Below are 13,964 nucleotides of genomic sequence, written 5' to 3'. Positions count from 1 at the left end.
CGACCCCGTCCGGACGCCACGCGGCGTCCGGACGGCGGGTATCAGTGTGCTTCGGCCAGTAGCGTTTTCAGCTGGTCATGCGGGAGCGCGGGGGAGAAGTGCCCGTCGCGCCCCGTCATATCCGCGTTCACGATGAGCGCGTTCAGCACCGCCTCCTCGACGGCGTCGACAACCGCCGCGTAGAAGCGGTCCATGCGATTCCACGGCAGCCGAGTCGTCGTGATCATCTCGTCCGCGCTCGGATCCCCCACGGGGAAGCCGGTTTCCGACGGCCGGTCATCGGCGGTGGAGAAGGCCAGGAACAGGTCGCCGGAGAACAGACTGCCGGTGGTTCCGGTGCGCCCCAAGCCGAATGGCACGCGACGCGCCATTGCCGTGCATTGCAGTGCGTGCAAAGGCGCGTCGGTTGCCACGATCACGATGACCGAGCCCGCGCCGCCGGGAGCCGCCGGGGAAATGTCCGGCGCGGTGCCCCACGCCGTGGATTCCTGCGGGTTGCCGAGCACGATTCGATCGCCGATCCGCCGCCCCGCGATCGTGAGTTCATGGCGCGAACCGAAATTCGCCTGGAGGAAGACCCCGACCGTATAGGTCTGCGCACCGAAATCGACCAGCCGCGACGCGGTCCCGCTGCCGCCCTTGAACGCGTAGCAGTTCATTCCGGTGCCGCCGCCGACCGAACCCTCTTGCAGCGGCCCGGATTCCGCTGCATCGAGTGCCTCGATGACGATCTCCGGCGTCACATGCCCGCCGTTGATGTCATTGAGATATCCGTCCCAGGTCTCCGCGCACACCGGTAGCAGCCACTGCCGCGCCCACTCCGGATGCGTGCGGTTGATCCATTCGATCGCCCCGCTGTGGCACGGCCCGATCGCATGGGTATTGGAGATGGTGATGGGCATGGTCAGCTCGCCCACCTCGTCTATCCATGCGGTGCCGGTCATTTCGCCATTGCCGTTGAGCACGTACCGGCCCGCCGCGCACGGCCTGCCGACGCCCGTGCGGCCGCGCGGCAGAATCGCCGTCACCCCGGTGCGCACCGGCCCCTGACCGCGATGCAGCGGCCCGTCGCCGGAAATGAGTGTGCGATAGCCGACTTCGACGCCCGGCACATCGGTGATGGCGTTCCACGGCCCGGGCCGGCCCGGCGGCTCGATACCCAGGGCCCGCGCCCGCGGCCGTCCATCGGGTGAAAACGCTTGGGTATCGGACATTCACAGCTCCTTCGGCGGCGTGACGATATCGGGGCAGCAGGTCGCCGTGCGGGCGTACGAGCAGATCAGCTGGGCGGCCCGGGCCTTGGTCATGGTGCGATTGCCGCTCACGATGTGCAGCCCGTACGCGTCCTCCAGGGCCACCAGATTGGCGGCCACATCCAGCACGGACGCGTCGATGAGGAAATGACCCTGCGCCACACCGACTTCCAGCGCGTTCAGGTAGACCGCGACCTGCTTGTCGAACAGTGAGGTGATCAGATCCCCGTGCTGCGGCGCCAGATTGGTGTACCCCTCCAGCCGATACAGCGCGACCACCAGTGTGTCGGCATCCGAGGCGGGCAGCCCGGCCCAGATGAGCGCGCCCATCTTGCGCCGCGCGTCGGTGATCTCGGTGACCATCTCCAGGCGTGCGGTGAAGAACCGGTCGCTGGCCTCGCGGTGGACCGTGCGCAGCAGGTTCTCCAGATCCTCGAAGTAGTAGTGCACCGTGCCCGGGGACACCCCCGCGAATTCGGCGACATCGCGGATCCTGACCTTGCCGACACCCCGATCGACCACGGTCGCCAGCGCGGCGTCCAGGATGGTGCGGCGCGCCCGCTCCTGATCCTTCCGTCGTGCCATTACTGCCCTCCCACAGTTTTCATTGACAGCCAGTTAAGTGATTGTTACGTCGAAAACCAGGTATTGCCAGCGCCTCCAGCTCATTCTTTGATTGTAAGTCAAAGAAAGGTCCGGTCATGACCACTCCCGTTCCCACCGGTCGCAATGCCGACGACGACACCGGTTCCAGCTACCGTCAGCAACTCTCGCGCGCATTGGGTATGGGCGAGAACATCCTCATCACCCTGTCCGCGGTGACGCCCGCCTCCAGCGTGTTCATCATCATTCCGGCGATCCTGCTCGCGGTGGGCGGCGCGTCGGTGCTCACCCTGGGTATCGCGGCGATCGTCTCGGTCTTCGTCGGTCTGTGCTACGCCGAACTGGCGGCGCGGTATCCGATCACCGGCGGCGAATACACCTGGGCGGCACGGCTATTGGGACGGCCCATGGGATTCGCGCTGTTCGCGCTGACGCTGGTGAACGGCGTGCTGATCATCGCGGTGATCGCGCTGGGCACCGGAGACTATCTGGGCGTGGCCTTTTCACAACTGAGCGGCAAATGGGTCGGCGTCGGGGTGATCGTGGTGACGACCGGCGTCGCGGTGCTCAATATCAAGACCAATGCCTGGGTTACGGGGGTGTTCCTGGCGATCGAGGTCGCGGCCATCACCGTGCTGGTGTTCCTGGGCTTCACGAATGTGGAACGTGGTCCCTCCGAATGGGTTCGGGCGACCACCGCCGGGACGACCGGGCTCGACCACGTCGGAGCCGGCGCGCTGGCACCGCTGATTCCGGTGGCGCTGTTCGCCTTCAATGGGTACGGGGCGGCGGTCTACTACGCGGAGGAGACCAAGGACGCCGCACGAACCATCGGCCGCGTGATCATGGTGTGCCTGGCCGCGACGGTCGTGATCGAAATCCTGCCGCTGGCCGCCGTCGTGCTGGGCGCGCCCTCGATGGATGAATTGCTGACCAGCGCGGCCCCGCTCAACTACTTCCTCACCGCGCGCGGCGGTTCGGCGATCAACACCCTGGTGAGCGTCGCCATCGCGATCGCCATCGTGAACGCGGTGATCGCCATCATCCTGCAGATCTCACGCCTGGTATTCGCCTCCGCCCGCGACCGCAGCTGGCCCGATCCCATCGATCGTGTGCTGGGCGGGGTGCACGCGCGCTGGCAGACACCCGTGGCCGCCACCCTCGTGACCGGAGCCATCGCCGCGATCGCCGCCGCCGCACTGCCTTTGAAGTGGTTGATCACCGCCACCGGAGCCGGACTGATCGTGGTCTACTTCTTCGTCGCGCTGGCGGCGCTGCGGGTGCGGCGCGAAAGGGCAACGGGCACCTACCGGATGCCGCTGTGGCCGCTGCCGCCGCTGCTCGTCATCGGTGTGATGGTTTATGCCGCTTATAGTTTGGGTCGCGATTCGGCCTCGCAACTGGTCGTCGCCGGGGTCACGCTACTGCTCGGATTCGCCTACTACCTCGGCTATCTCCGTCCCCGGGCGGCCGATCGGTGGGTGCTGCCCGACCCCATCGCCGAGACCTGAGGTGACTCCGATCACAATGATTCATTGATCACAGCCGTCCGAGTCTCTAACCTGGAATGAGGCGCCCACGGCGACTCGGAGGAAGTCATGAGTGACAGGCCCGCACAGGGTAAAGCCGTATTGGGTAAAGGCACACGCGTGACGGGAAAGTCGCGAGACCGCCTGCAAACCCAGCTCAAGAAGCAGTACGAAGCGGGGGCCAGCATTCGCTCCCTGGCCCGGGAGACCGGCCGCTCGTACGGCTTCATCCACAATGTGCTGGTGGAGTCGCATGTGCAACTCCGCAGCCGCGGCGGTGCGAACCGCCGTAAGGCGGCGGCGAAGGCCGGCAGCAAGTAATCACACCGGGTCGGAAGTGGGTCGGCGGTGAAAACCGTTCGACCACTTGCGATATCGCGCGGCCACCGGCGAGGTGGTACGGCCGCGTCGGATATCGCGGACATCGGTGGCTTCGGCGTGGGCGCGACAGCGCCGTGCGTGCGCGCTAGTCGGTGACGGTTCCGTCGCCGAACACCAGCAGATTGGCCAGGCTCTCGAAGATCGGCAGACCGGTCTTTATCTCGAGATAGGCGAACTGGCCCTGCGGGTTCACCTCCAGGAACCAGAACTCGCCGTCGCGGCCCACCCGCAGGTCCAGCACGCCGAAAGCCAGTCCGAGCGCGCCCATCAGCGTGGTCAGCGATTTGCTCACCGAGGCGGGCAGCCGGTCCGCGGTGAAGGCCACCGAGGTGTCCAGGCGCGAATCCACCCGTCCCACACCGGATTGCGAATCGATCCGCACCACCCACTCGATACCGTCCACCCAGACGATGCGCAGATCGCATTCGGCGTGGATGTAGTCCTGGAAAATGGTGGGGGAGTTGCGGATTCCGGGCAGCAGATCCACATCCGCGGGGGTGACCAGTCGGGTCTCGGTGAACGCGCCGCGGCCGGTGCCGGTGCGCTTGAACACCACCGGCCCGGGCCGCGAATCGATGAACGAGCGCGCCTCGTCGGCATCATTGGTGATCAGCGTCTCCGGCACCGCGAAACCGGCGCGGTAGGCCGTTTCCAGTTGCACCAGTTTACGATTCGCGGTCCGATCGGCGCCGGGATCGTTGACCCACAGCGCGGGCATGGACCACAGCAGGCCCTGTAGGAAGCCATCGCATTCGGCCTGCCGATAGGCATCGTCCTCGCTGCGCAGACTGCCCGGCACCGCGGTCGGATGCGGGCGTCGCCACCAGACCGCGGACACCGCGTCGAGTCCGAGCACATGGGAGAGGCTGCGCGAGGTGCCGTCCCGGCTCACCCGGAAAGTTCCGTTCTCCCGGGGGAAGTCGCGCATATCGAGTCGAATCGGACTGAGCGCGTGGTGCTTCCGCAGGGTGGCGGCGAGCGCATCGCCGTGCAGGTCGTCGGCTTCGGTGACTACGAGTACCGAACCCGTTGTGCGGGCGGGCATCTGGGCTCCGTCAGTCGAGACTGTCGGCGGCTATGCCGTCATCACTGCCGTGCAGCGATCGGGTTTGGCAGCAGGTCATGGTGGCGCCGCCGACGCCGGGGTGAGCGGTGAGTTCCAGGCCGCGGGCCCAGGCCTCGGTGAGCGCCTGGAGCTCCTCATCGCCGCGCGCGGGGGAGTAATCGGCCGGAATCGTGGGCGGCCGTTCGGTGAGTTCGACGCGACGACGCTGCGTGAAATCCGCTGTGGCGCCATTGCGTACCCGCACATACACCGGGCTGCCCTCGCAGATTCCTTGCGCCGCCACAACTTCCCTTGTAGTGAGGTCGAGGACATCTGCCCTGCGGAAGGTCCAGGTGCCGTCGGAGACGCGCACGCTGATGTACCGCTCGGTGGATGCTACGAGATAGCCAGATAGCGGTGGCGCGGTAGCGTCGATATGCGCTGACGCGAGGTGATGGAGGGCGCCGGTCATGCTTAACTCCGATCTGCTCGGGATTTGCTGCGGGGCCGAGCTTGATCTGAATCATATCCCGCGACGCCGCCGAATCGGTTCGCAACGAAATATTTCCAACGCTCCGGCAAACCCTACCGAGGCGTCGGAAACCGCTCAGCCTGAGACTTTTTCGCTACCCCGTGCGCGAATCAGAGTCCAAGTGTCCCGGGCGATTCGGCGAGTCCTCGCAGTGCGGCACCCGGATCGGAAACGAGCTTGCGAGCCTTCAGATCCATAATCCCGGCAATCACCGTGAGCTCCGCGGACACGGTGCCGTCCAGCTTGCGGATCAGCTGGCGCATGGTGAAAACCTTGCCGCCCTGCCATTCGAATTCGCAGCTCACGGTCACTTCATCACCGAGATGCAGTTCCCGGAAGTACTTGATGTTGTTCTCCAGCACCACCGGTCCGATGCCCGCCGCCACCAGCTTCTCACCCGGTGTCCCCGCCGCCCGCAGCATCTCCCAGCGCGCGTGCTCGGCGTACTGCAGGTACACGGCCTGGTTGAGGTGGCCGTTGATATCGAGTTCGTAGCCGCGAACGGTGACCGGTACGGAGAATGCCATGAACCGAACAACCCGGGCATTCGGTCGCGCATTCCGGAAATTCAGTGGTCTGCGGCACAATCCGGCGATTGCCGGGCTACCCGCGACCGATATCGCCGCGGGTGTATTGCCGCAGGTTGGCGCGCTGCCACGCAATTGATCACGCGGGAGCGCAGGGGCCGGCCGGTATGCGTTCAACGGGCGGCCGCAAAACGTTCAGCGGCGGTTGGCATTGCGCTCGGCCCACCACTGCGGGGCATCGACGAAATGGTTGTCGAACTCCTCCTGCGCTTTCGCCAGTTCCTCGAAACCGGATTCGCCCTTGGCAATCCGATCCAGGGTGCGGAAGTACTCGAAACGCTGCACGCCCGGCATCAGCGCGATCATGATGCGGGCCGAGCTGTCCGGCGTCGCGCCGAAGGCGTGCGGCATGAGCTTGGGCACCACGATGGAGCCGCCCGCCGCGACGGTGACGATGCGATCCCCGGCGAGCAATTGCAGTTCGCCGTCGGCGACGTAGAACAGCTCATCGGAGAGGGTGTGGAAGTGCGGGGCCGCGCCGTCCGCACCCTGCTTCATGGTGACCTCGAGCGTGCTGACCGAACCGCCGGTCTCATTGGCGTCCAGCATCAGTCGCATGGTGACGCTGTCGGTGCCCAGGGTCTCGGCCTCGTGCGGCTGGCGGATGGCGACGGGGCGGGAAGTGGTGTTCATGGCAAGCTCCGAATTATTCGATGGGTTATAGTTCGCTACCGAACTATATAGGAGCGAATAGAATGTTGTCCATGGGTGAGACGAAATCCGATGCGGTGGATGCCATCACCGCGCAGTGGCATCGCGAACGGCCCGATCTGAACCTGGAGGCGATGGCCATCATCGGCCGCCTCGGCAGGCTCTCGATCGTGGCCGGGCGGCAGATCGAAGAGGTCTTCGCCGCGCACGGCCTACAGCGTGGCGAGTTCGATGTGGTTGCGGCACTTCGCCGTTCGGGGGAGCCCTATGAGCTCAACCCCTCGGTGCTCGCCGATACGCTGATGCTCTCGCGGGCCGGAATGACCGGCCGACTGGACCGCCTAGAACAGGCGGGGCTGGTGCGCCGCATCGCCGACGCGGGGGATCGGCGCGCGGTTCGGGTGGCGCTGACCGATCGGGGGCTGGAGCTGATCGATCTGGTGATCACCGAACATGTGGAGAACGAGACGCGCATCCTGTCGGTGCTGTCGGCGAAGGATCGCAAGGATCTGGATCGGATCACCAGGGTGTTGCTGGGATCCATAGAAAAGCATTAATTGCAGTGCAACTGCAATAAGATATCCTTGCTCGAGGTAACGATCTATCGAGCTCGGAGGCGATCCCTTTGTCGAGAACCGTGGCGCGGGCCGGTGTCCTCACCGCCGGAACCGCGATCATCCTGCTGAGCGGGGCGGGCATCGCCGCCGCGCGGCCCACCGTCACACCGGAACCCGGCGGCGTCCTCACCATCGGCGCACCGCCGGGCGAATGGTGGAAATGCGTGGCCTACAGCAACACCGCGCCCTATCGGATCGGCACACCGCCGATCGTGAACTATCCGGTGCCGTCCGCGAGCTGGGGGCGAACGGACGAAACCGGTGTGCCGCAACCGTTCTCGACGGGCCCCGCGACACTGCGATTCCACCCCGGCCAGCAGGTACTCGTCGATTGCGTGAGCGAATACCTGCCGCTGATCTGGGTGCAAACCGCCCAGGCCGGTCAGTAACCACCGAATCCGAAGGGACACACCATGATCATCGGACTGCTCGCGATCCTCACCGCCCCGATCTGGCTCATCGGCGCACCCATCGCGGGATCGGCCGCACTGTTCGGCGCCATGCCGGTCTCGCCGTAGGTCAATTCTTGCGGTGCACAGCGTTAATTCTTGCGGCGCACAGAGGCTTCCACGAGATCCAGGACCGCGGACAGATTGTCGTTGGCATGGCCGGAGGCGATGCGGGCGATCAGGCCGTCCAGGACCAGATCCAGATAGCCGAGGATGACCGTGGTGGGGACGTCGTCGCGTAGCGCGCCCTCGGCCTTGCGGCGTTCCAGGCGCGCGACGGTCGCGGCGGTCAGCTCGACCGAGCGTTCCTCCCAGTTTGCGCGGAATTCGGGATCGTTGCGCAGTCGGCGCGCGATCTCCAAACGCGTTCCGAGCCAGTCGAAATCCTCGGGGCGGGCGAGCATATCGCGCATCACCTGGATCAGACCCTGGTTCGCGGCCACCTCGGCCATGCGACCGGCGTCCTCCTGGGCCAGCGCCAGGAACAGTGCGTCCTTATCGCGGAAGTGATGGAAGATCGCGCCCCGGGACAGACCGGTCGCCTCTTCCAGGCGACGCACGGTCGCGCCCTCGTAACCGTATTCGGCGAAACAGCTGCGTGCTCCGTCCAGAATCTGGCTGCGGCGGGCGGCGAGGTGGTCGTCACTGACCTTGGGCATGGACTCCTCCGAAACGGGATGTGCGGGATCTCCACACCGATCATGAACGACCGGTGCGGAAATCCCGCACTAGCGACGAGCGAAGCGGCCCTTGCGGACCGCGCGGCGGGATCACGGAAAACCGTTGCCCGCCACCACGACTCGGCCGTGAAACAGCCCTTCCCAGCCGAGTCGTGCGGAGCCGAACTAGCCGCGGATCATGTTCCGCAGCACGAACTGCAGGATGCCACCGTTGCGGTAGTAATCCGCCTCACCGGGGGTATCGATGCGCACGACAGCGTCGAACTCGACCTTGGTGCCGTCGGTCTTGGTGGCGGTCACCTTCATGGTCTTCGGAGTCACACCCTCGTTCAGCTTGGTGATCCCCTCGATATCGAAGGTTTCGGTGCCGTCCAGGCCCAGCGACGCGGCGGACTCGCCGACCGGGAACTGCAGCGGCACAACGCCCATGCCGATCAGGTTGGAGCGGTGGATGCGCTCGAACGATTCGGTGATGACGGCCTTGACGCCCAGCAGGCTGGTGCCCTTGGCGGCCCAGTCACGAGACGAGCCGGACCCGTATTCTTTGCCGCCCAGCACGACCAGCGGGATGCCCGCGGCCTGGTAGTTCTGCGAGGCGTCGTAGATGAAGGCCTGCGGGCCGCCGTCCTGGGTGAAGTCACGGGTGTAACCGCCCGAGACATCGTCCAGCAGCTGGTTGCGCAGTCGGATGTTCGCGAAGGTGCCGCGAATCATCACCTCGTGGTTGCCACGACGCGAACCCAGCGAGTTGTAGTCCTTGCGCTCCACACCGTGCGAGTCCAGGTACTGCGCGGCCGGGGTGCCCGGCTTGATCGGACCGGCGGGGGAGATGTGGTCGGTGGTGACCGAATCGCCCAGCAGCGCGAGCACGCGAGCGCCCTTGATATCGGTGACCGGGCTCGGGTCCATCGACATGCCGTCGAAGTACGGCGCCTTGCGGACGTAGGTCGACTTCTCGTCCCACGCGAAGGTGTCGCCCTCGGGGGTGTTCAGACCCTGCCAGCGCTGATCGCCGTCGAAGACGGTGGCGTAGGACTTGGTGAACATGTCCCGGCTGATCGCCGACTTGATGGTGTCGTCGATCTCCTGCGGGGACGGCCAGATGTCCTTCAGGAAGACATCGTTGCCGTCGGTGTCCTGACCCAGGGCGTCGACCTCGAAGTCGAAGTCCATGGTGCCCGCGAGCGCGTACGCGATGACCAGCGGCGGGGAGGCCAGGTAGTTCATCTTCACGTCGGGGGAGATACGACCCTCGAAGTTACGGTTGCCCGAGAGCACCGCGGTGACCGAGAGGTCGTTGTCGTTGATCGCGGCCGAGATCTGCTCGGGCAGCGGGCCGGTGTTACCGATGCAGGTGGTGCAGCCGTAACCGCCGACGTAGAAGCCCAGCTTCTCCAGGTACGGCCACAGGCCGGCCTTCTCGTAGTAATCCGAGACGACCTGCGAGCCCGGGGCCATATTGGTCTTGACCCACGGCTTGGACGCGAGGCCCTTCTCGACCGCGTTGCGGGCCAGCAGCGCCGCACCGATCATGACCGACGGGTTCGAGGTGTTGGTGCAGGAGGTGATGCCCGCGACCACGACGGCACCGTGATCGAGCACGAAGTCACCGCGCTCGGGATCGGAGACCTTGACCGGCTTGGACGGACGGCCCGCATTGCCATTGGCGGCGGACTCGACGCTGTTGTCATCGGACGCGGTACCGGAGGCGACCGGATCGCTGGCCGGGAAGGACTCCTCGATCGCCTCGTCCAGCGCGGTGTGCGGGACCGGATCGTTGGTGTAGGTGCGGATGTCCTTGCGGAACGCGTTCTTGCTGTCCGACAGCAGGATTCGGTCCTGCGGGCGCTTCGGGCCGGCGATGGACGGCACCACGGTGCTCAGGTCCAGCTCCAGGTACTCCGAGTACGCGGGCTCGTTGTCGGCGTCGTGCCAGAGGCCCTGTTCCTTGGCGTACGCCTCGACGAGCGCGAGCTGCTCATCGCTGCGGCCGGTGAGGCGCAGGTAGTTGATGGTCTCCTCATCGATCGGGAAGATCGCTGCGGTGGAACCGAATTCGGGGCTCATATTGCCCAGGGTGGCGCGGTTCGCCAGCGGAACCTCGGCGACGCCCTTGCCGTAGAACTCCACGAACTTGCCGACCACGCCGTGCTTGCGCAGCATGTCGGTGACGGTGAGCACCACGTCGGTGGCGGTGACGCCCGGCTTGATCTCACCGGTCAGCTTGAAGCCGACGACGCGCGGGATCAGCATGGAGACCGGCTGGCCCAGCATGGCGGCCTCGGCCTCGATACCGCCGACGCCCCAGCCCAGCACGCCCAGGCCGTTGACCATGGTGGTGTGCGAGTCGGTGCCGACACAGGTGTCGGGGTAGGCCTGGCCGTTGCGGACCATGACCGTGGGGGCCAGGTATTCGATGTTCACCTGGTGCACGATGCCGACGCCCGGCGGGACGACCTTGAAGTCGTCGAACGCGCCCTGACCCCAGCGCAGGAACTGGTAGCGCTCGCCGTTGCGCTGGTACTCCAGGTCGACGTTGCGCTCGAGCGCGTCGGCGGTGCCGAACACGTCGAGGATGACCGAGTGGTCGATGACCATATCGGCGGGGGAGAGCGGGTTCACCTTGCTCGGATCGCCGCCGAGGGTGGTGACGGCCTCACGCATGGTGGCGAGGTCGACGATGCAGGGCACACCGGTGAAGTCCTGCATGATCACGCGGGCCGGGGTGAACTGGATCTCGGTGTCGGGCTGGGCGTTGGGGTCCCAGTTCGCGAGCGCGCGGACGTGGTCCGCGGTGATGTTCGCGCCGTCTTCGGTGCGGAGAAGGTTCTCGGCGAGAACCTTGAGGGCGTAGGGCAGCTTCTCGGTGCCGGGTACGGCCGCGAGGCGGAAGATCTCGTAGGAGTTGCTTCCGACCTCGAGGGTGCCCTTGGCGCCGAAGGAATCAATACTCGTCACTGTCAGCTCCACTCGTCTGTGAATGGGAGGGCCATCGGCGGGGCTGTGCCGGTGGCTCGTCGAGGCGCAGGCCTCGTCCGTACTTCACCCTAACAGTACGCTTGTCCTGTGAGCGCATCGGGGAGGTCCCCGAGCGGCCCGGAGCTGTTCACCCGGGTCCTGCGCCGCGGTGGTGCGAGGTTCATTCAGCGGGACAGTCGCAGCTTACGGCGTGCCGCGGTGCGGTGATGAGACATGTAGTCCAGTACTGTGCGTTCGTGACCGTTCCGCGCGCCTCGGTTTTCACGCCTATGAAGGCGGAACTACCGCCCAATACAGACCTGAAGTCGATCCTGCTCGATTTGGCCGACAATCATGTCGCCGCACCCAAGGATCGCAAGCAGGATGCGCTCGCCGCCATCGCCGCTGACGCGCGCGAGCACGGCATCGATCTGAACATCGTTGTGGTGCAGGGCAACCCGGGCATCGAGGCGAATCTGCGCGATCTGGCGACCGAGGTGGGTCAGAGTCAGCACGGCACCGTGGTGGTGTTCAGCGACGACTGGGTCGGCACCTTCAGCGACAGTTTCGCGCGGGCGCGGCTGGAATGGGCCGAGGACAAGTCCAAATATCGCGGGCCCGACCACACCACCGATGCCGCGCAGGCGTTCGTGGATCGGCTCGAGCAGCCCGAGACGGTGTCCTGGACCGTGATCACGCTGGTCGCGGTGATCGCGCTGGTCGCGATGATCGGCGGGCTGTACGCGGTGAAGGTCAAGCGGGCTACCGCCGGCAAGCCGCCGGTGCCCGCGCCGGAGCGTCCGCGCACCCCTGTCGCCTGATTCCTTTCCCTCTTATCTGGGCTCTGTGTTCGATCGTGCCGCGTGGCCGACTCGAGCCAGGGCCCAGTCTCATTCGCTGGTGCGTCGCTGACGGCCGGAAGGTTTTCCGGCCGGTCGGCTGCCGGGTCGTGCGGTAATCCCAGCCCAAACCGGCTAATGGCTGGCAACGTCTGAATTGCCGCCAAGTCATTCCCGCGTGGCTGATTCACCCTGTGGCTGAAGTGTCGTACGGTTTCGCAACGACGCTGTTGGGGAAGAAGTGTCAGGCGAGTCTCGAGTTTCCAGTGGTAGGGGAATGCTCAATGAGACTCGTGAGGTGTTCCCCCGGGGCCAGATCGGGAACCAGGGAGGTGCGATGCGAAAACCGGCGAAACGACACGTGCGCCCGGTTCGAGTCGCCACGGAATTGCTGGCGGCGATGATCGTGGTGATGGTCGGCGTGACCACCGGCCATGCCACCCCGCCGCCACCGCCCAATCCCAGCGATAGTGAGATCGCCCAGGCGGGTGCGGACGTCGACGCCACCGTCGGCGAGGTGGGTGCGCTGATCAATCAGGTCGCCACCGCCGAACAGCAACTGCAACTGCTCGACGATGCCGTCGCCGCGCGCCGCGAAGCGGTCAACAAGGCGCTCGTGGACCTGCAGATCGCGCGCACCGCCGCCGATACCGCGGCCCAGGCGGTCGCGGGCTGCCAGCGCGAGCTCACCGATGCCGGGGTGCAGGTGGGGGACGCGCACCGGCAATTCGACAAGTACGTGGCCCAGGTCTACATGCGGCCCGGCTCCACCTCGCTGATCAATTACATGGCCGCGCCGAGCCCGGAGATCGCGCTCGCCCGCGCGCAGGTGCTGACCATCGCCTCGCAGACCCAGCAGCAAGTGGTCGGGGGCCTGCGCCGCGCCCAGGTCGATCAGGCGAACAAGACCTCCGCCGCCAAACAGGCGCAGCAGGCCGCCGATGCCGCCGCCGCGGACGCCGAGACGAAGAAGACCGACGCCCAGAACGCCGTCGCCGCCGCGCAATCCGAATTCGACCGGCAGGCCGCGCAACGCAATACCCTGCTGGGACAGCGTGATTCGGCCCAGCAGCGACTGGACGCGGCCCGCTCCCAGGTCGCGGGCCTACAGGGCCAGCGCGACGCCTACCTGGCCTGGGATGATCAGCGCCGCAGGGACGAAGCCGCCGCCCGCGCCGCCGCGGTCGCCGCCGGAGCCCGCGTCAACGCCGACCGCTCCGCCAATGACCTTGCCTCCCTTGCCGCGTCGGGCCACCGCCCGCACACCCAACTGGGCAACTCCCCGCCCCCACCCCGCTACACCCTCACCCGCCCCAGCGGCGCGCGCTCCAGCCTGGTCGAAACCGTGGTCGACCGTGCCATGGCCCAACTCGGCGTCGAATACGCCTGGGGCGGCGGCGATGAGGACGGCGCCACCCTCGGCATCCGCGACGGCGGCACCGCCGACCGTTACGGCGACTACAACAAAACCGGCTTCGACTGCTCCGGCCTGATGATCTACGCCTTCGCCGGCGTAGGCGTCTCCCTCCCGCACTACAGCGGCTACCAATACACCATGGGCTCCCGCGTCCCCGTCTCCGACCGCGAACGCGGCGACATGCTCTTCTGGGGCCCCGGCGGCTCCCAACACGTAGCCCTCTACATCGGCGACGGCAAAATGATCGAAGCCCCCCAATCCGGCGACGTAGTCCGCGTCTCCGCCGTCCGAGAAGACGGCATCATGCCCTACGCGGTCCGCATAATCTCCTGACGGCGCGGCCTGACGTGGTCCCTGCGAGAGCAAGCGCCACGTCACCCTGTTAACGGCCAGCAGTGCCGGTAAGAGCGACGATGTGACCGG

General features: G+C 66.2%; 15 protein-coding genes. 7 read left to right on the top strand and 8 right to left on the bottom strand.

Annotated features, from left to right (window positions below):
- Nucleotides 1-41: 41 nt before the first annotated feature.
- Both ACFVUS_RS06135 and ACFVUS_RS06130 read right to left on the bottom strand, forming a co-directional pair.
- A complete protein-coding gene (locus tag ACFVUS_RS06135) occupies nt 42-1,214 on the bottom strand; it encodes a P1 family peptidase (protein ID WP_387762074.1) in 1,173 nt (390 codons plus the stop codon).
- Complete coding sequence (locus ACFVUS_RS06130; RefSeq protein WP_387762073.1) at nt 1,215-1,838, bottom strand: TetR/AcrR family transcriptional regulator; 624 nt, start codon at nt 1,836-1,838, stop codon at nt 1,215-1,217. It abuts the gene before it with no gap.
- A 116-nt stretch (nt 1,839-1,954) separates the two neighbouring features.
- Here ACFVUS_RS06130 and ACFVUS_RS06125 point away from each other — a divergent pair, with 116 nt between their 5' ends.
- On the top strand, nt 1,955-3,367 hold the full coding sequence (locus ACFVUS_RS06125) for an APC family permease (protein WP_387762072.1): 1,413 nt from the start codon (nt 1,955-1,957) through the stop codon (nt 3,365-3,367).
- 87 nt (nt 3,368-3,454) lie between these two features.
- Nucleotides 3,455-3,706 (top strand): helix-turn-helix domain-containing protein, encoded by a 252-nt coding sequence (locus tag ACFVUS_RS06120; RefSeq protein WP_364635196.1) that lies wholly within the window; start codon nt 3,455-3,457, stop codon nt 3,704-3,706.
- A 145-nt stretch (nt 3,707-3,851) separates the two neighbouring features.
- On the opposite strand, the gene ACFVUS_RS06115 is transcribed toward ACFVUS_RS06120, so the two are convergent.
- The 3 genes from ACFVUS_RS06115 to ACFVUS_RS06105 all read right to left on the bottom strand — a co-directional run bounded on the left by ACFVUS_RS06115 (nt 3,852) and on the right by ACFVUS_RS06105 (nt 5,870).
- A complete protein-coding gene (locus ACFVUS_RS06115; protein WP_387762071.1) occupies nt 3,852-4,811 on the bottom strand; it encodes a hypothetical protein in 960 nt (319 codons plus the stop codon).
- Between the two features lie 10 nt (nt 4,812-4,821).
- A complete protein-coding gene (locus tag ACFVUS_RS06110) occupies nt 4,822-5,283 on the bottom strand; it encodes a hypothetical protein (RefSeq protein WP_387762070.1) in 462 nt (153 codons plus the stop codon).
- Between the two features lie 170 nt (nt 5,284-5,453).
- Nucleotides 5,454-5,870, bottom strand: a complete 417-nt coding sequence (locus tag ACFVUS_RS06105; RefSeq protein WP_387762069.1) for an acyl-CoA thioesterase — start codon at nt 5,868-5,870, stop codon at nt 5,454-5,456.
- Here ACFVUS_RS06105 and ACFVUS_RS06100 point away from each other — a divergent pair.
- Complete coding sequence (locus ACFVUS_RS06100; RefSeq protein ID WP_387762068.1) at nt 5,869-6,009, top strand: hypothetical protein; 141 nt, start codon at nt 5,869-5,871, stop codon at nt 6,007-6,009. The two genes, ACFVUS_RS06105 and ACFVUS_RS06100, sit on opposite strands and share 2 nt — an antisense overlap.
- A gap of 56 nt (nt 6,010-6,065) precedes the next feature.
- On the opposite strand, the gene ACFVUS_RS06095 is transcribed toward ACFVUS_RS06100, so the two are convergent.
- Entirely contained in the window at nt 6,066-6,563 is a 498-nt protein-coding gene (locus tag ACFVUS_RS06095) for a cupin domain-containing protein (RefSeq protein WP_387762067.1), read from the bottom strand.
- A 71-nt stretch (nt 6,564-6,634) separates the two neighbouring features.
- On the opposite strand from ACFVUS_RS06095, the gene ACFVUS_RS06090 reads away from it, so the two are divergent.
- Nucleotides 6,635-7,138: a MarR family winged helix-turn-helix transcriptional regulator gene (locus ACFVUS_RS06090; RefSeq protein WP_387762066.1), complete on the top strand. Its 504-nt coding sequence runs from the start codon at nt 6,635-6,637 to the stop codon at nt 7,136-7,138.
- A 68-nt stretch (nt 7,139-7,206) separates the two neighbouring features.
- Entirely contained in the window at nt 7,207-7,587 is a 381-nt protein-coding gene (locus tag ACFVUS_RS06085) for a hypothetical protein (RefSeq protein ID WP_387762065.1), read from the top strand.
- Nucleotides 7,588-7,739: 152 nt separating this feature from the next.
- Here ACFVUS_RS06085 and ACFVUS_RS06080 read toward each other — a convergent pair whose 3' ends face one another.
- Together ACFVUS_RS06080 and ACFVUS_RS06075 are read right to left on the bottom strand one after the other, a co-directional pair.
- Nucleotides 7,740-8,306, bottom strand: coding sequence for a TetR/AcrR family transcriptional regulator (locus ACFVUS_RS06080; protein ID WP_387762064.1), 567 nt, complete (start codon nt 8,304-8,306; stop codon nt 7,740-7,742).
- 186 nt (nt 8,307-8,492) lie between these two features.
- Nucleotides 8,493-11,285, bottom strand: a complete 2,793-nt coding sequence (locus ACFVUS_RS06075) for an aconitate hydratase (RefSeq protein ID WP_387762063.1) — start codon at nt 11,283-11,285, stop codon at nt 8,493-8,495.
- A gap of 257 nt (nt 11,286-11,542) precedes the next feature.
- Between ACFVUS_RS06075 and ACFVUS_RS06070 the strand changes: the two genes are divergently transcribed.
- Both ACFVUS_RS06070 and ACFVUS_RS06065 read left to right on the top strand, forming a co-directional pair.
- Nucleotides 11,543-12,106 carry a DUF6676 family protein gene (locus ACFVUS_RS06070; protein ID WP_387762062.1) on the top strand — a complete coding sequence of 188 codons (564 nt, stop codon included), beginning with the start codon at nt 11,543-11,545 and terminating at the stop codon, nt 12,104-12,106.
- 355 nt (nt 12,107-12,461) lie between these two features.
- Nucleotides 12,462-13,874 (top strand): NlpC/P60 family protein, encoded by a 1,413-nt coding sequence (locus tag ACFVUS_RS06065; RefSeq protein WP_387762061.1) that lies wholly within the window; start codon nt 12,462-12,464, stop codon nt 13,872-13,874.
- Nucleotides 13,875-13,964: the final 90 nt, after the last annotated feature.

This window comes from Nocardia sp. NPDC058058 (assembly GCF_042885355.1).
Classification (GTDB): domain Bacteria; phylum Actinomycetota; class Actinomycetes; order Mycobacteriales; family Mycobacteriaceae; genus Nocardia.
This window is presented reverse-complemented; position numbering and strand designations above follow the sequence as displayed.

Bases quoted from the DNA above. Each gene is read 5' to 3' on its own strand.
- ACFVUS_RS06135 (WP_387762074.1), bottom strand. From the start codon at position 1,214: ATGTCCGATACCCAAGCGTTTTCACCCGATGGACGGCCGCGGGCGCGG.
- ACFVUS_RS06120 (WP_364635196.1), top strand. From the start codon at position 3,455: ATGAGTGACAGGCCCGCACAGGGTAAAGCCGTATTGGGTAAAGGCACA.
- ACFVUS_RS06065 (WP_387762061.1), top strand. From the start codon at position 12,462: ATGCGAAAACCGGCGAAACGACACGTGCGCCCGGTTCGAGTCGCCACG.
- ACFVUS_RS06090 (WP_387762066.1), top strand. From the start codon at position 6,635: ATGGGTGAGACGAAATCCGATGCGGTGGATGCCATCACCGCGCAGTGG.
- ACFVUS_RS06095 (WP_387762067.1), bottom strand. From the start codon at position 6,563: ATGAACACCACTTCCCGCCCCGTCGCCATCCGCCAGCCGCACGAGGCC.
- ACFVUS_RS06110 (WP_387762070.1), bottom strand. From the start codon at position 5,283: ATGACCGGCGCCCTCCATCACCTCGCGTCAGCGCATATCGACGCTACC.
- ACFVUS_RS06125 (WP_387762072.1), top strand. From the start codon at position 1,955: ATGACCACTCCCGTTCCCACCGGTCGCAATGCCGACGACGACACCGGT.
- ACFVUS_RS06130 (WP_387762073.1), bottom strand. From the start codon at position 1,838: ATGGCACGACGGAAGGATCAGGAGCGGGCGCGCCGCACCATCCTGGAC.
- ACFVUS_RS06080 (WP_387762064.1), bottom strand. From the start codon at position 8,306: ATGCCCAAGGTCAGTGACGACCACCTCGCCGCCCGCCGCAGCCAGATT.
- ACFVUS_RS06105 (WP_387762069.1), bottom strand. From the start codon at position 5,870: ATGGCATTCTCCGTACCGGTCACCGTTCGCGGCTACGAACTCGATATC.
- ACFVUS_RS06115 (WP_387762071.1), bottom strand. From the start codon at position 4,811: ATGCCCGCCCGCACAACGGGTTCGGTACTCGTAGTCACCGAAGCCGAC.
- ACFVUS_RS06100 (WP_387762068.1), top strand. From the start codon at position 5,869: ATGAACCGAACAACCCGGGCATTCGGTCGCGCATTCCGGAAATTCAGT.